This window comes from Enterococcus sp. DIV1337a (assembly GCF_051712285.1).
GTDB lineage: Bacteria > Bacillota > Bacilli > Lactobacillales > Enterococcaceae > Enterococcus > Enterococcus faecalis.
This window is the reverse complement of the sequence record NZ_JBIOOP010000001.1, coordinates 2,058,675-2,071,245: the sequence shown is the minus strand read 5'-3', so window position 1 is coordinate 2,071,245 and position 12,571 is coordinate 2,058,675. Positions and strand designations below refer to the sequence as shown.

Genomic DNA, 12,571 nt, shown 5'->3' with positions numbered 1-12,571 from the left:
CTAGAATAAGACAGATATTTTGAAAAGAAAGGACTAACTTTCGTGAACACTAAAGCTATGTTAGAAACATTAAACGAAATTACTTTATTAGTAGATGAACCATTAAAAAACGTAACCTTTACCAAAACAGGCGGCCCAGCCGATGTGTTGGCCTTGCCCAAAACAAAAAAAGAAGTCGAAGAGATTGTGGCGTATTGCCGAGAGCAGGGACTTTCATGGCTAGTATTAGGCAACGCTAGCAACTTGATTGTTCGTGATGGCGGTATTCGCGATGTCGTGATTATGCTAACAGAAATGAAAGAAATCAAAGTGGCCGGTACCACCATGGTTGTTGATGCTGGTGCCAAGCTGATTGATACAACCTATAAAGCCTTAGCAGCTGATTTAACTGGTTTTGAATTTGCTTGTGGCATTCCAGGAAGTGTCGGCGGTGCTGTTTACATGAATGCTGGAGCATACGGCGGGGAAATTAAAGATGTTTTTCAGTCTGCAGAAGTGTTGTTGGCAGATGGGACTATCCAAACAATGACGAAGGAAGACCTGAATTTCCGTTATCGTCATAGTGAAATTCAAGAATTACATTGTATTGTCTTGCAAGCAACGTTTGCTTTAGAAAAAGGAAATCATGCAGAAATTAAAGCCCAAATGGATGAATTAACGGAACTTCGTGAACTGAAGCAACCGCTAGAGTATCCCTCTTGTGGCAGTGTCTTTAAACGCCCTGTTGGTCATTTTACAGGAAAATTAATCCAAGACGCTGGTTTACAAGGCTTAAAATGGGGCGGCGCACAAATTTCAGAGAAACATGCTGGTTTTATTGTTAACATTGATCATGCGACCGCAACAGATTATGTGGAATTAATTGCACATATCCAAGAAGTGATTAAAGAAAAATTTGATGTTGAATTGCAAACGGAAGTTCGAATTATTGGTGAAGAAGTCTAAAAAAACAAGCTAGGGAGGTAAGCCATTTTGACTTACCTCCCTAGCTTTAAATTTTAAGCTAAAGGTCGTAAATTTTACTCGTCTCCTAAATTTTCCAATTCTACAACTTTAAAGTTTTTCCGCTCTAAATGTTCTACAATGGCTGTACATGTTTCGGCAGTTGTGCCGGCTGGTAAAGTAATAAGTGTGCGACGAACAAATTCTTCACTATCAACATCCAATGTAATACAGCTGGCGATGCTGCTATATTTGGCAATGATTTTTGAAATGGCGGCTAAGTCGCCTTGTTGACCAACTGAAGCAATCGTTAAAACATAGCTCCCTTGTTTTACATTCCAAGATTGCGCTAAAATATTTAATAAGGTGCTGTGTGTTAAAATGCCGTAAAAATAATTATTTTCATCTAAAACAGCAATGTAAGGCAGTTCTTTAATAGTAAAAAATACCTTGAAAAATGAAGTGTTGACATAAATAAATTTTGTGGCATTTTTTAACAAATAGGTAACAGGTAAACTCATATCGCCACCGTTTGCTTTATGGCGGTAAATATGCATTTTATAAATATTTCCTCGGAAAATTTTTCCAGATTCGTCTAAAATTGGAACACAACGGTAACCTGAGTCTTCTAAAATAGAAAGAGCTTCTTCTAAAGTACAAGATTCATTGACGGTTGTTAAATTATCTTTTTTAATAACTACAGATTTTAATAACATAAACAGGCCTCCTAAGGGTTCATTTTTAATAAATTTATCATATCATAACTTGGCAGAAAACAATAGCTGAGACCTCAGAATAAAAGCAATTTTGTTAAAATAAATAGAAAATAAAGAAAAATCAGATATTTTGTAAAAGAAATCAAGCACGTATTCGTGATAATGGTAAAAAATTACGTAAGAATCGGCACGGCGCTTCTTTGAAAAGTAAATTAAACTTTGACAACTTTTTCGAATAATGGTACTGTTAAGAAGTAAATTTGTGAATAGAGGAGGTCGAAGAACATGGCAACAAAGAAAGCAGCTCTTGCTTGTTCCGTTTGTGGCTCTCGCAACTATTCTAAATCCGTTAGTGAAGGTAAACGTGGCGAACGCTTAGAAATCAATAAATTCTGTAAATATTGTAATCAATACACGTTACATAAAGAAACGAAATAGATTTAGAGGAGGGTATCAACATGAAATTTTTCCGCAGCGTTGCTGATGAGATGAAACAAGTAACTTGGCCAACAAAAAAACAATTGCGTAAAGATACATTAGTTGTAATTGAAACATCTATTTTATTTGCAGCATTGTTCTTTATCATGGATACTGTTATCCAAACGGCATTTGGCTGGATTTTAAAATAATTAATTCTAGTATTTCCCGACGAGGGGTGCTATAATAGTATTCGAGAAAAAGCTTCGGGAAACTGAGCTTTTTTTATTTGCTCGAAAAAAAATAAACTAAAACATTTAAAGGAGCCGAATCAGTAATGGAAACTTTTGAAAGAAATTGGTACGTATTGCACACCTATTCAGGCTATGAAAATAAAGTAAAAGCAAACATTGAATCACGTGCACAAAGCATGGGTATGGGCGATTATATTTTTCGTGTCGTTGTACCAGAAGAAACAGAAAAAGAAGTCAAAAATGGTAAAGAAAAAGAAATCGTTCATAAAACTTTCCCTGGTTATGTGTTAGTGGAAATGATTATGACCGATGATTCTTGGTATATTGTTCGTAATACGCCAGGCGTCACTGGGTTTGTAGGCTCACATGGTGCTGGTAGTAAACCCGCTCCTTTATTACAAGAAGAAATTAACCACATTTTACGTTCAATTGGCATGAGCACCCGTCAAACAGACTTAGAAGTAGCGCTAGGCGATACAGTGAAAATTATCGAAGGTGCCTTTTCTGGTCTTGAAGGTGTTGTGACAGAAATCGATGAAGAAAAACAAAAATTAAAAGTAAACATCGATATGTTTGGTCGCGAAACAAGTACAGAATTAGACTTTGAACAAGTCGATAATATTGATTAATAAACAAGCTGACAAACTATTGCTCAGCTGATTGATGCAGATTGTAGGGTCTGGAAAAGCAGTCAACTGACTTCTTTTCCAAGCCCTTTTTTATTTCATCGCAGAAAGGAATGAAAAAAATGAAACAGGCCAAAAAATATCGTTATTTTTCTTTGCTAATGGGTCTTGTTCTATTATTAAGTGCTTGCCAAATTGGGGCAAGCACGAAGAATGACAATCAAGCCGCCACAAAAGAAGCAACCGTTGAATTAAACCGCACAACAACACCAACGCTCTTTTTTCATGGTTACGCAGGAACTAAAAATTCGTTTGGCTCGTTACTTCATCGCTTGGAGAAACAAGGTGCTACAACTCAAGAATTAGTGCTACTCGTTAAACCTGATGGGACTGTGGTTAAAGAGCGAGGAGCTTTAAGTGGCAAAGCGACGAATCCCAGTGTTCAAGTTCTATTTGAAGATAATAAAAACAATGAATGGAATCAAACAGAATGGATAAAAAACACATTGCTCTATTTACAAAAAAATTATCAAGTGAACAAAGCCAATATTGTCGGGCACTCTATGGGTGGTGTTAGTGGTTTACGTTATTTAGGAACCTACGGGCAAGATGCATCGTTGCCTAAAATTGAAAAATTTGTCAGCATTGGAGCACCTTTCAATGATTTTATTGATACGAGTCAACAGCAAACCATCGAAACGGAACTAGAAAATGGCCCCACAGAAAAAAGTAGCCGCTATTTGGATTATCAAGAGATGATCAATGTTGTTCCAGAAAAACTGCCCATTTTATTAATTGGTGGTCAATTAAGTGCAACAGATTTAAGTGATGGAACGGTGCCGTTATCTAGTGCCTTAGCAGTCAACGCCTTGCTAAGGCAACAGGGAGCTCAAGTCACTAGTAAGATTATTAAAGGAGAAAATGCACAACATAGTCAATTACATGAAAATCCTGAAGTAGATCAATTGCTAATAGAATTTTTATGGCCGAGTAATAAATAGCAAAAAGGCACATGTTCCATAAAAAATGGAACATGTGCCTTTTTCTATACTTTGGCTAGCGAAATAGCTTTTTTCAGCTATAATAAATAAAATTATTTATTTTTAGGAGATATTGGAATGTAATCCTCATGATTTAAATAAGCAGAAATCAAGGCTTCAAAGGTGATTAATGTTTGGCCAAAAAACATTTGTGGCTGAGCGACACTTGTTGAAAACGGGCTGTAAGAGTCAGTTGAAAAAACGAGGTCTGCCAGTCGACCAAGGGTTGAATTTTTGGCGCCAACAAAAGAAATGATAGGATGTTTCTTCTCTTTCGCAAGCAGAGCTGTTTCTTTTAAATATTTTTCTTCACCAGAATGTGAAAGGATGATAAAAAGAAAATTCTGATTATTTTGACTATTTATCGAATGAGTATGGGCTGTTGTGATACTGGGAATGCCATGGAAATTGAAAACTTCACTAATGTAAGCCGCCAAATGTCGTGAAAAGTCATGACCTAAAATAACAAATAAATGACTCTTGTGTTTGGCAAGCAGTCGACAAAACTCATTGGTTGTTTCAAATGAAGGGGCTGTTTCAAAAGGGATTGGCAGAGAAAAATGGGCTTCTTTTAATTTGTAAATAAGTTCATTATAACCTGATAAATTTAATTTTTTGGCTAAACGAATGATGGAACTAGGCGAAGAAAAGCAGTGCTTGGCAACTTCCCGAATACTCAAATCGGCCGCGTTTGTACTTTGTTGCTCCAAATAATACAAAATCTGGCTTTCTGTTTTCGTTAAATGATACGTTTCTTTTAAGTAATCTAAGTTCATGAGCAAACCTCCTTTATCAGATTATAAATAATTTTGTGGGAAAAAGGTATCAAAAAATAAAAAATGAGGTGTTTTTATGAAAAGGACAACAAAGCAAAGGCTGTCTTTGACAGCAATCATGGTTTTACTTCTCTCGGGCTGTGGAAGTGTTGGGAAAGAAACCAAAAAGCAAGAACAACAGGTATTACGGGTCGGGATTGATTCGGAATTATCAACGGCAGACGTGTCGTTGGCAATGGATAATACAGCAGCAGATGTAATGAGTCAAGTAGGGGAGGGACTTTTTTCCTTTGACGAAAAAGGAGAAGCTAAACCAGCATTGGCAACTGAAAAAGTACAGCCCTCCAATGACGGTTTAATCTATACTTTTACGATTCGAAAAGATGCAAAATGGAGTAACGGTGAGCCAATCACAGCCAATGATTTTGAATACTCTTGGAAGCGCACAGTGGACCCAAAAACAGCTTCCCCGCAAGCCTATTATTTTGAAGGTCTAAAAAATTATCGTGATATTGTTGACGGTGGCAAATCTAAAGAAGAGTTAGGGGTAACAGCCATTGATGATCAAACCTTGGAAGTAGAGCTGAGCTATCCTATGAGTTATTTTCAACAATTATTGGCGGTACCAGCTTTTTATCCTTTAAATGAAACATTTGTCGAAAAAACGGGCAAAAACTATGGTACATCAGCTGAGTCAACACTTTACAATGGCGCCTTCACATTAGAAGGCTGGGATGGCACGAATAATACTTGGTCCTATGTGAAGAATAAAAATTATTGGGATCAAGCGAATGTTTCGCTGGATAAGGTGGATGTCCAAGTAGTCAAAGAAGTCAATACTGGGAAAAATCTTTTCGAAGGGAAAGAATTAGATGTTGTAAAAATTTCTGGAGAAATTGTTGCACAAGAACAAGGCAATGCAGCCTTGAAAATTCGTGAAATTCCTGGAACGTATTATATCCAATTAAATACGCAAAAAGAACTTTTGGCAAATAAAAATGCACGTCGAGCAATAGCATTATCATTAAATTCTGAACGTTTAGCTAAAAATGTTTTAAATGATGGCTCAAAAAAAGCACTTGGCTTCGTGCCAACAGGTTTCACTAATCAAGAAACGCAAAAAGATTTTGCAGAGGAATTAGGAGATTTAAATCCTAGTGAACCTGAAAAAGCGAAAGAGTTATGGCAAACGGCTAAAAAAGAATTAGGAATTGAAAAAGCGGAGCTAACCATTTTAAGTTCGGATACAGAAAATGCAAAAAAAATCAGTGAGTATGTTCAAGGAGCTTTAGCAGATAATTTAGAAAATTTAACAGTCAACGTTTCACCAGTTCCTTTTAATAATCGTTTAGAAAAAAGTCGTAGCGGAGATTTCGACATTGTGGTTGGGGGCTGGACGCCAGTGTATGCTGATCCAATCGATTTCTTAAACTTACTGCAATCAAAAAATTCCAATAATTTTGGTAAATGGTCTAATAAGACCTTCGATCAGTTGCTTCAAGAAGCAAACGTCACTTATGCAAATAAATATGCAGAACGTTGGAAAACATTACAAAAAGCGGCTCAATTGGTTGCGGAAGAAGCACCCCTAGTTCCTCTTTACCAATTAACAGAAGCACGCTTAGTTGACGATTCTGTCCAAAATTTAGTCTATGGTCCATTAGGTTCAGGCTATTATAAATCAGTCTCTATCAGTAACAAGTAAAGGTTGGGAAAAAATGAAAAAAAGTCAAGCTGTTCAATTAATTCAGGAACTTTCAAATGCTAATGGTGTTTCAGGTTTTGAAACAGAAGTCGTTAGAATCCTTCAACACGCAACTGCGGATTTTACTATTCAACGGCTAGATGCCATTAAAAATTTATATCTTGAGAAGAAAAATAATCTAAGTGAAGGTCCAGTAGTGCTTTTTGATGCTCATAGTGACGAAGTGGGTTTTATGATTCAAGCAATTAAAGAAAACGGTTTGTTGCGTTTTCTTCCGTTAGGTGGTTGGGTCCCAAATACGATTTCTGCACAAAAAGTTCGGATTCGTAACCGGGAAGGCACCTATCTGCCAGGCGTAGTTACTAGTCGACCCCCTCATTTTATGACACCAGAGGAACGTCAGCGGCCATTAACCATTGCTGATTTGACGATCGACATTGGCGCTACCTCAAAAGAAGAAGTAATTGAAACGTACAAAATCGATCTTGGTGCACCGGTCATTCCAGATGTGACGTGTTGTTACAACGAACAGACAGATCTTTTTTTAGGAAAAGCTTTTGATTGTCGCATTGGCTGTGCTTGCTTAGTGGATGTTATGGAGGAGTTGAAAGAAGAGACACTTCCATTCAAGTTAGTTGCGACAGTAACTGCACAAGAAGAAGTTGGCGAAAGAGGAGCACTTATTGCCGCAAAGCAAGTCAATCCTGATTTAGCTATTGTTTTCGAAGGCTGTCCCGCTGATGATACGGCAGAAATACCAGAGATGATTCAGTCCGCAATGGGAAAAGGGCCGATGTTACGTTATTTTGATGTTTCTATGATTACGAATCCGGAATTTCAAGAGTATGCACTAGAGATTGCTAAAACACACAAAATCCCTGTTCAAGTTTCTGTTCGAAGTGGTGGTGGGACCAATGGCATGGCGATTACGCAAGTTCAAGGAGCCCCGACGATTGTTGTAGGAATTCCTGTCCGTTACGCCCATACCCCCCATTGCTATGTGGACTTTCAAGATTACCAAGCGGCGAAAGAATTAGTCATTCAATTAATCAAAAATTTAGATGCTGACAAAATTCAAGCACTGGTTCAGCCATTGTCAAAGGAGTGGAACAAATGAAGATTTATGTGTCATGCGATATTGAAGGATTAGCAGGTATTGCGACATTTGATATGGAAAAAGAAGACACCGTTTTATTCCGAGAATTATATCACCAACATGTGGCTTGGTTGATTGAAGGGATTCAAAAGAGTGCCAAAAATGAACAAATTACAGAAATTACTATTGCCGATTCGCATAGCCGTGGATTGAATTTAGCTTATGCGCGCTTGGCAGAAATGGATGAACGAATTTCCTTAGTGAGTGGCTTTCCTCGCATGGATTATATGATGAGTGGCTTGGATAGTAGCTATGATGTGGTCTTTTTCTTAGGTTATCATGCCGGTATTGGTAAACAAAAAGGGAATATGGATCATGGGTATAGCGCTAGTGTTGCTTATGATTTAAAAATAAACGAATTAGCGATGAATGAAACGACAATTAATGCAGCTTATGCTAGCGAATTAGGTGTCCCTGTTGGTTTAATTATCGGTGAATCAGGCTTAGAGGAACAACTTTTTCAAGAAAAAATGATGCCCGAAGTTCCCTTTGTTTCCACCAAAGAATCTCTGGGACGTTATGCAATCAAAAATAGACCCATGCAACAAGTTCGGGAAGCTATCGTAGCAACTACAAGTCAGGTGTTAACTTCCTTTGCGTTGTCTGAATTACCCCGATATGCCTTGCAAACACCTGCAACTGTAAAATTGCAATGTGTGACGACAGCACAAGCAGATCGCATTGAAATGTTACCGATGATTAAACGCATTGATGGTAGAACTGTTTCATTTGTAGGTGAAACGATGAAAGCTGTCATGAATGGAATTGTCGCTGTGGTCGGTTTAGGCGGAACAAGTTATTAAAGTAAGAAGCTTACGGAAAAAACGAATGGACGTTTTTTTCTGTAAGCTTCTTGCTATAGTTATTTCTATTTTTGTTTCTCTAGAATTTCTTTGCTTAAACGTTGTGCAGTTGGTGTCACCGCAAGACCGCCTTCTGCTGTTTCTTTAAAAATTTGTGGCATTTGGCGACCCACTTGGTACATTGCGTGGATGACTTCATCTGGTGGAATGACACTTCGAATCCCCGCTAAAGCCATGTCAGCTGAGATGAAGGCTTGAGAAGAACCTAAGGCATTTCGCTTCACGCAAGGGACTTCAACAAGTCCCGCAACAGGATCACAAATGAGGCCCATCATATTTTTTATCGTAATGGCCACAGCTTGAGCAGATTGATCAGGCGTACCGCCAGAAGCCGCAACTAAAGCGGCACTAGCCATTGCACTAGCAGAACCGACTTCGGCTTGACAACCACCTTCGGCACCACTGATTGAGGCATTATTGGCAATCACTAAGCCAAAAGCCCCAGCTGTAAATAGAAAATCCAATTGTTGCTGATGCGTTAACTTTAAGCGATCGATAACTGCCAACAAGACACCAGAAACTACTCCGGCACTGCCTGCGGTTGGTGTAGCACAAATCAAGCCCATTTTCGCATTAACTTCATTAACAGCAATCGCATTTCGCACGGCTTGTAAAATGGTCTCACCGCTTAAAAAGTTGCCTGAATGTATGTAATCATTTAAGCGAGTTGCATCGCCACCAGTTAGCCCTGTTACTGAGGTAACACCAGCGATTCCTTCAGCAACAGATTGTTTCATAACGGCTAGATTTTTTTCCATTGTTTCAATAATTCGTTCACGAGAATATCCGCCATGAGCCATTTCTGTTGCAATCATTAATTCGCTCACAGAAGGGTACTCTTTCGCTTGAGCTACCAAATCTTCAATTGAATAAAACATCGTATTACTCCTTTACGTTCATTTAGTCAAAATAGTTGACGCTATATATATGAGGGATTTCAGCTAATTGCATGACAATATCACCAACTTCGGCTTGATCAACTTCAATAATCATGATCGCTTTTTCCCCTTTAGATTCTCGGGTAACGGTCATTGTACTAATATTGATATCGCTAGCTGAAAGGATGTTGGTCACCTTAGCAATCATGCCGGGAACATCTTGATGGACAACGATAAATGTTGGCGTGCCCATACTTAAAGACAATTTGAAGCCATTTAATTCAGAAATTTGAATGTTTCCACCACCAATTGAAATTCCTGTCACAGATAGTTTTCGGTCGCCAGAAGAAACCACAATTTTAACGGAATTAGGGTGGTCTGCTTTTTCACTTTTAGGAATAAAACAAACTTCCATTCCTTGTTCATAAGCAATTTCCAAAGAATTGGCTAATTGCTCATCATCTGGTTCCATACCTAAAAGGCCGCCAACTAAGGCGATATCTGTTCCGTGACCACGATAAGTTTTGGCAAAAGACTCATATAAATAAATGTCAACGCTATCAGGTTGCTGTCCAAAAATACTGCGAACCACTTTTCCAATTCTTGCCGCTCCAGCTGTATGAGAACTGCTTGGACCAATCATAACGGGTCCGATAATATCAAAAACACTATTAAAGCGTAACTCTTCCATTTCAGCACCTTCTTCATTAGAATATGTTTTCATTGGAAGTCTAACACAAAAAATGCTGGGGAACTAGGCAATCGCTTGTGTTTTAGCGAATAATTTAAATTTTTATCAGAATGAAAGCAAGGGACCTCCGTTGACAAATCAGTGCAGAGATGCTAAATTCTAGATAATAAAAGACGAAAAGAGTGATTCGTGCGTTGAAAATTTAAGTTAATTTTTTAGAGAAACTGTATAACTTTACCTGAATATAACAGGTGGAGTGTGCGGATTTTCGGAAATTAGCTTAAAGAATTCAGCCACGGGTCTTTTTGTATACCTTGGATTGATGCCGCTGATTTCCGTAAAGCTGCATCAATTTTGCTTTATGGAGGTATATTTATGTCGAAAATTGAACTAAAACAACTATCTTTTGCCTATGATAATCAAGAAGTATTGCTTTTTGATCAGGCAAATATCACGATGGATACCAATTGGAAATTAGGATTGATTGGCCGCAATGGCCGTGGGAAAACCACCTTATTAAGATTGTTACAAAAGCAGTTGGATTACCAAGGAGAGATTCTTCATCAAGTCGATTTCGTCTATTTTCCACAAACAGTTGCGGAAGAACAACAGCTGACTTATTATGTCTTACAAGAGGTGACTTCTTTTGAACAGTGGGAATTAGAACGAGAATTAACGCTTTTAAACGTTGATCCTGAAGTTTTATGGCGGCCCTTTTCTTCTTTATCAGGCGGCGAAAAGACGAAAGTTTTATTAGGTCTTCTTTTTATTGAAAAAAATGCCTTTCCTTTAATTGATGAGCCAACAAATCATTTAGATCTAGCTGGCAGACAACAAGTGGCTGAATATTTGAAGAAAAAGAAACACGGGTTTATTTTAGTCAGCCACGATCGGGCCTTTGTTGATGAAGTGGTTGATCATATTTTGGCGATTGAAAAAAGTCAATTGACACTGTATCAAGGGAATTTTTCTATTTATGAAGAGCAAAAAAAATTAAGAGATGCTTTTGAACTAGCAGAAAATGAAAAAATCAAAAAAGAAGTCAATCGCTTGAAAGAAACCGCTCGTAAAAAAGCGGAATGGTCGCTGAACCGTGAAGGTGATAAGTACGGCAACGCTAAAGAAAAAGGGAGCGGGGCGATTTTTGATACAGGGGCCATTGGTGCCCGGGCAGCGCGCGTAATGAAGCGCTCGAAACACATTCAACAACGCGCCGAAACACAATTAGCAGAAAAAGAAAAACTATTAAAAGATCTTGAGTATATTGATCCTTTGTCAATGGATTATCAGCCAACGCATCACAAAACATTATTGACGGTTGAAGAGCTTCGTCTGGGCTACGAGAAAAATTGGCTATTTGCGCCACTTTCTTTTTCAATAAACGCGGGAGAAATTGTCGGAATAACAGGAAAAAACGGCTCAGGGAAATCGAGCTTGATTCAGTATTTATTGAGGAATTTTTCTGGGGATTCAGAAGGCGAAGCCACTTTGGCTCACCAATTAACCATTTCTTATGTGCGCCAAGATTATGAAGACAATCAAGGAACTTTATCCGAATTTGCAGAGAAAAACCAGTTGGATTACACCCAATTTTTAAATAACTTACGAAAACTTGGGATGGAGCGCGCCGTTTTCACTAATCGAATTGAACAAATGAGTATGGGGCAACGGAAAAAAGTCGAAGTAGCCAAATCATTGTCTCAATCAGCGGAACTTTATATTTGGGATGAACCCCTTAATTACTTGGATGTGTTTAATCATCAACAATTAGAAGCGCTAATCTTATCTGTGAAGCCTGCAATGCTAGTGATTGAGCATGATGCGCACTTCATGAAGAAAATAACAGATAAAAAAATTGCCTTGAAATCATAAAAACATCTTGAAAAAGTAAAGGGAATCCTGTATAGTAATAGGGTATGTTTTAAATGTACGTTGAGTGGGAGGGGAAATCTCAACCCCATTAACCACGCACGAGAACTTAAGGAGGTATTTTCGTGGCTAAAAAAGTAGAAAAAATCGTTAAATTACAAATTCCTGCGGGGAAAGCAACACCAGCTCCACCAGTAGGTCCAGCGTTAGGTCAAGCAGGTATCAACATCATGGGATTCACTAAAGAATTCAATGCTCGTACAGCTGACCAAGCAGGCTTGATTATTCCAGTAGTAATCTCTGTATATGAAGATCGTTCATTTACATTCATTACTAAAACACCACCTGCTGCAGTCTTATTGAAAAAAGCTGCAAAAATCGAAAAAGGTTCAGGTGAACCAAACAAAACTAAAGTTGCAACAGTTTCAAGCGATCAAGTGAAAGAAATCGCTGAACTTAAAATGGCAGACCTAAACGCCGCTGACGTTGAAGCAGCAATGCGCATGGTTGCAGGAACTGCACGAAGCATGGGTATCATCGTAGAATAATTTTTATTCCACACTTACTCAAAGAAGTAGCTTCTCAGTTCGTTTCATATTTAAAGATATGAAAGACGTGGGAGGTACAACCGTTATAAC

14 protein-coding genes are annotated in these 12,571 nt (G+C 38.2%); 10 read left to right on the top strand and 4 right to left on the bottom strand.

Annotated elements, in window-relative coordinates; genetic code table 11:
- Positions 1-57: 57 nt before the first annotated feature.
- A complete protein-coding gene (gene murB / locus IGL49_RS09775; RefSeq protein WP_246875319.1) occupies positions 58-945 on the top strand; it encodes a UDP-N-acetylmuramate dehydrogenase in 888 nt (295 codons plus the stop codon).
- A 74-nt stretch (positions 946-1,019) separates the two neighbouring features.
- On the opposite strand, the gene cbpA is transcribed toward murB, so the two are convergent.
- On the bottom strand, positions 1,020-1,658 hold the full coding sequence (gene cbpA / locus IGL49_RS09770; RefSeq protein WP_104855195.1) for a cyclic di-AMP binding protein CbpA: 639 nt from the start codon (positions 1,656-1,658) through the stop codon (positions 1,020-1,022).
- A gap of 285 nt (positions 1,659-1,943) precedes the next feature.
- Between cbpA and rpmG the strand changes: the two genes are divergently transcribed.
- From rpmG to IGL49_RS09750, 4 genes are all read left to right on the top strand, one after another.
- Positions 1,944-2,096 carry a 50S ribosomal protein L33 gene (rpmG, locus tag IGL49_RS09765; protein ID WP_002356408.1) on the top strand — a complete coding sequence of 51 codons (153 nt, stop codon included), beginning with the start codon at positions 1,944-1,946 and terminating at the stop codon, positions 2,094-2,096.
- Between the two features lie 20 nt (positions 2,097-2,116).
- A complete protein-coding gene (secE, locus tag IGL49_RS09760; protein ID WP_002356409.1) occupies positions 2,117-2,287 on the top strand; it encodes a preprotein translocase subunit SecE in 171 nt (56 codons plus the stop codon).
- Positions 2,288-2,412: 125 nt separating this feature from the next.
- Complete coding sequence (gene nusG, locus IGL49_RS09755; protein ID WP_104855196.1) at positions 2,413-2,958, top strand: transcription termination/antitermination protein NusG; 546 nt, start codon at positions 2,413-2,415, stop codon at positions 2,956-2,958.
- A gap of 110 nt (positions 2,959-3,068) precedes the next feature.
- Positions 3,069-3,956, top strand: coding sequence for an alpha/beta hydrolase (locus tag IGL49_RS09750; RefSeq protein WP_164982970.1), 888 nt, complete (start codon positions 3,069-3,071; stop codon positions 3,954-3,956).
- Positions 3,957-4,048: 92 nt separating this feature from the next.
- On the opposite strand, the gene IGL49_RS09745 is transcribed toward IGL49_RS09750, so the two are convergent.
- Positions 4,049-4,771: a MurR/RpiR family transcriptional regulator gene (locus IGL49_RS09745; protein ID WP_104855198.1), complete on the bottom strand. Its 723-nt coding sequence runs from the start codon at positions 4,769-4,771 to the stop codon at positions 4,049-4,051.
- A gap of 76 nt (positions 4,772-4,847) precedes the next feature.
- Between IGL49_RS09745 and IGL49_RS09740 the strand changes: the two genes are divergently transcribed.
- Genes IGL49_RS09740 through IGL49_RS09730 form a run of 3 tightly spaced genes read left to right on the top strand, consistent with a single transcriptional unit; the run spans position 4,848 to position 8,435 of the window.
- Positions 4,848-6,476 carry a peptide ABC transporter substrate-binding protein gene (locus IGL49_RS09740; protein WP_104855199.1) on the top strand — a complete coding sequence of 543 codons (1,629 nt, stop codon included), beginning with the start codon at positions 4,848-4,850 and terminating at the stop codon, positions 6,474-6,476.
- A 13-nt stretch (positions 6,477-6,489) separates the two neighbouring features.
- Complete coding sequence (locus IGL49_RS09735) at positions 6,490-7,593, top strand: M42 family metallopeptidase (protein ID WP_104855200.1); 1,104 nt, start codon at positions 6,490-6,492, stop codon at positions 7,591-7,593.
- Positions 7,590-8,435 (top strand): M55 family metallopeptidase, encoded by an 846-nt coding sequence (locus IGL49_RS09730; RefSeq protein ID WP_104855201.1) that lies wholly within the window; start codon positions 7,590-7,592, stop codon positions 8,433-8,435. Before IGL49_RS09735 ends, IGL49_RS09730 begins: the two co-directional genes overlap by 4 nt.
- 65 nt (positions 8,436-8,500) lie before the next feature.
- On the opposite strand, the gene sdaAA is transcribed toward IGL49_RS09730, so the two are convergent.
- Positions 8,501-9,373 (bottom strand): L-serine ammonia-lyase, iron-sulfur-dependent, subunit alpha, encoded by an 873-nt coding sequence (sdaAA, locus tag IGL49_RS09725; protein WP_002367199.1) that lies wholly within the window; start codon positions 9,371-9,373, stop codon positions 8,501-8,503.
- Positions 9,374-9,395: 22 nt separating this feature from the next.
- The gene (sdaAB, locus tag IGL49_RS09720; RefSeq protein ID WP_002414070.1) at positions 9,396-10,064 is read right to left on the bottom strand and encodes an L-serine ammonia-lyase, iron-sulfur-dependent subunit beta; all 669 of its coding nucleotides are present in this window, start codon (positions 10,062-10,064) and stop codon (positions 9,396-9,398) included.
- Positions 10,065-10,439: 375 nt separating this feature from the next.
- Between sdaAB and lsa(A) the strand changes: the two genes are divergently transcribed.
- Together lsa(A) and rplK are read left to right on the top strand one after the other, a co-directional pair.
- Positions 10,440-11,936 (top strand): ABC-F type ribosomal protection protein Lsa(A), encoded by a 1,497-nt coding sequence (lsa(A), locus tag IGL49_RS09715; protein ID WP_104855202.1) that lies wholly within the window; start codon positions 10,440-10,442, stop codon positions 11,934-11,936.
- Between the two features lie 122 nt (positions 11,937-12,058).
- Entirely contained in the window at positions 12,059-12,481 is a 423-nt protein-coding gene (rplK, locus tag IGL49_RS09710; RefSeq protein ID WP_002356424.1) for a 50S ribosomal protein L11, read from the top strand.
- Positions 12,482-12,571 lie beyond the last annotated feature (90 nt).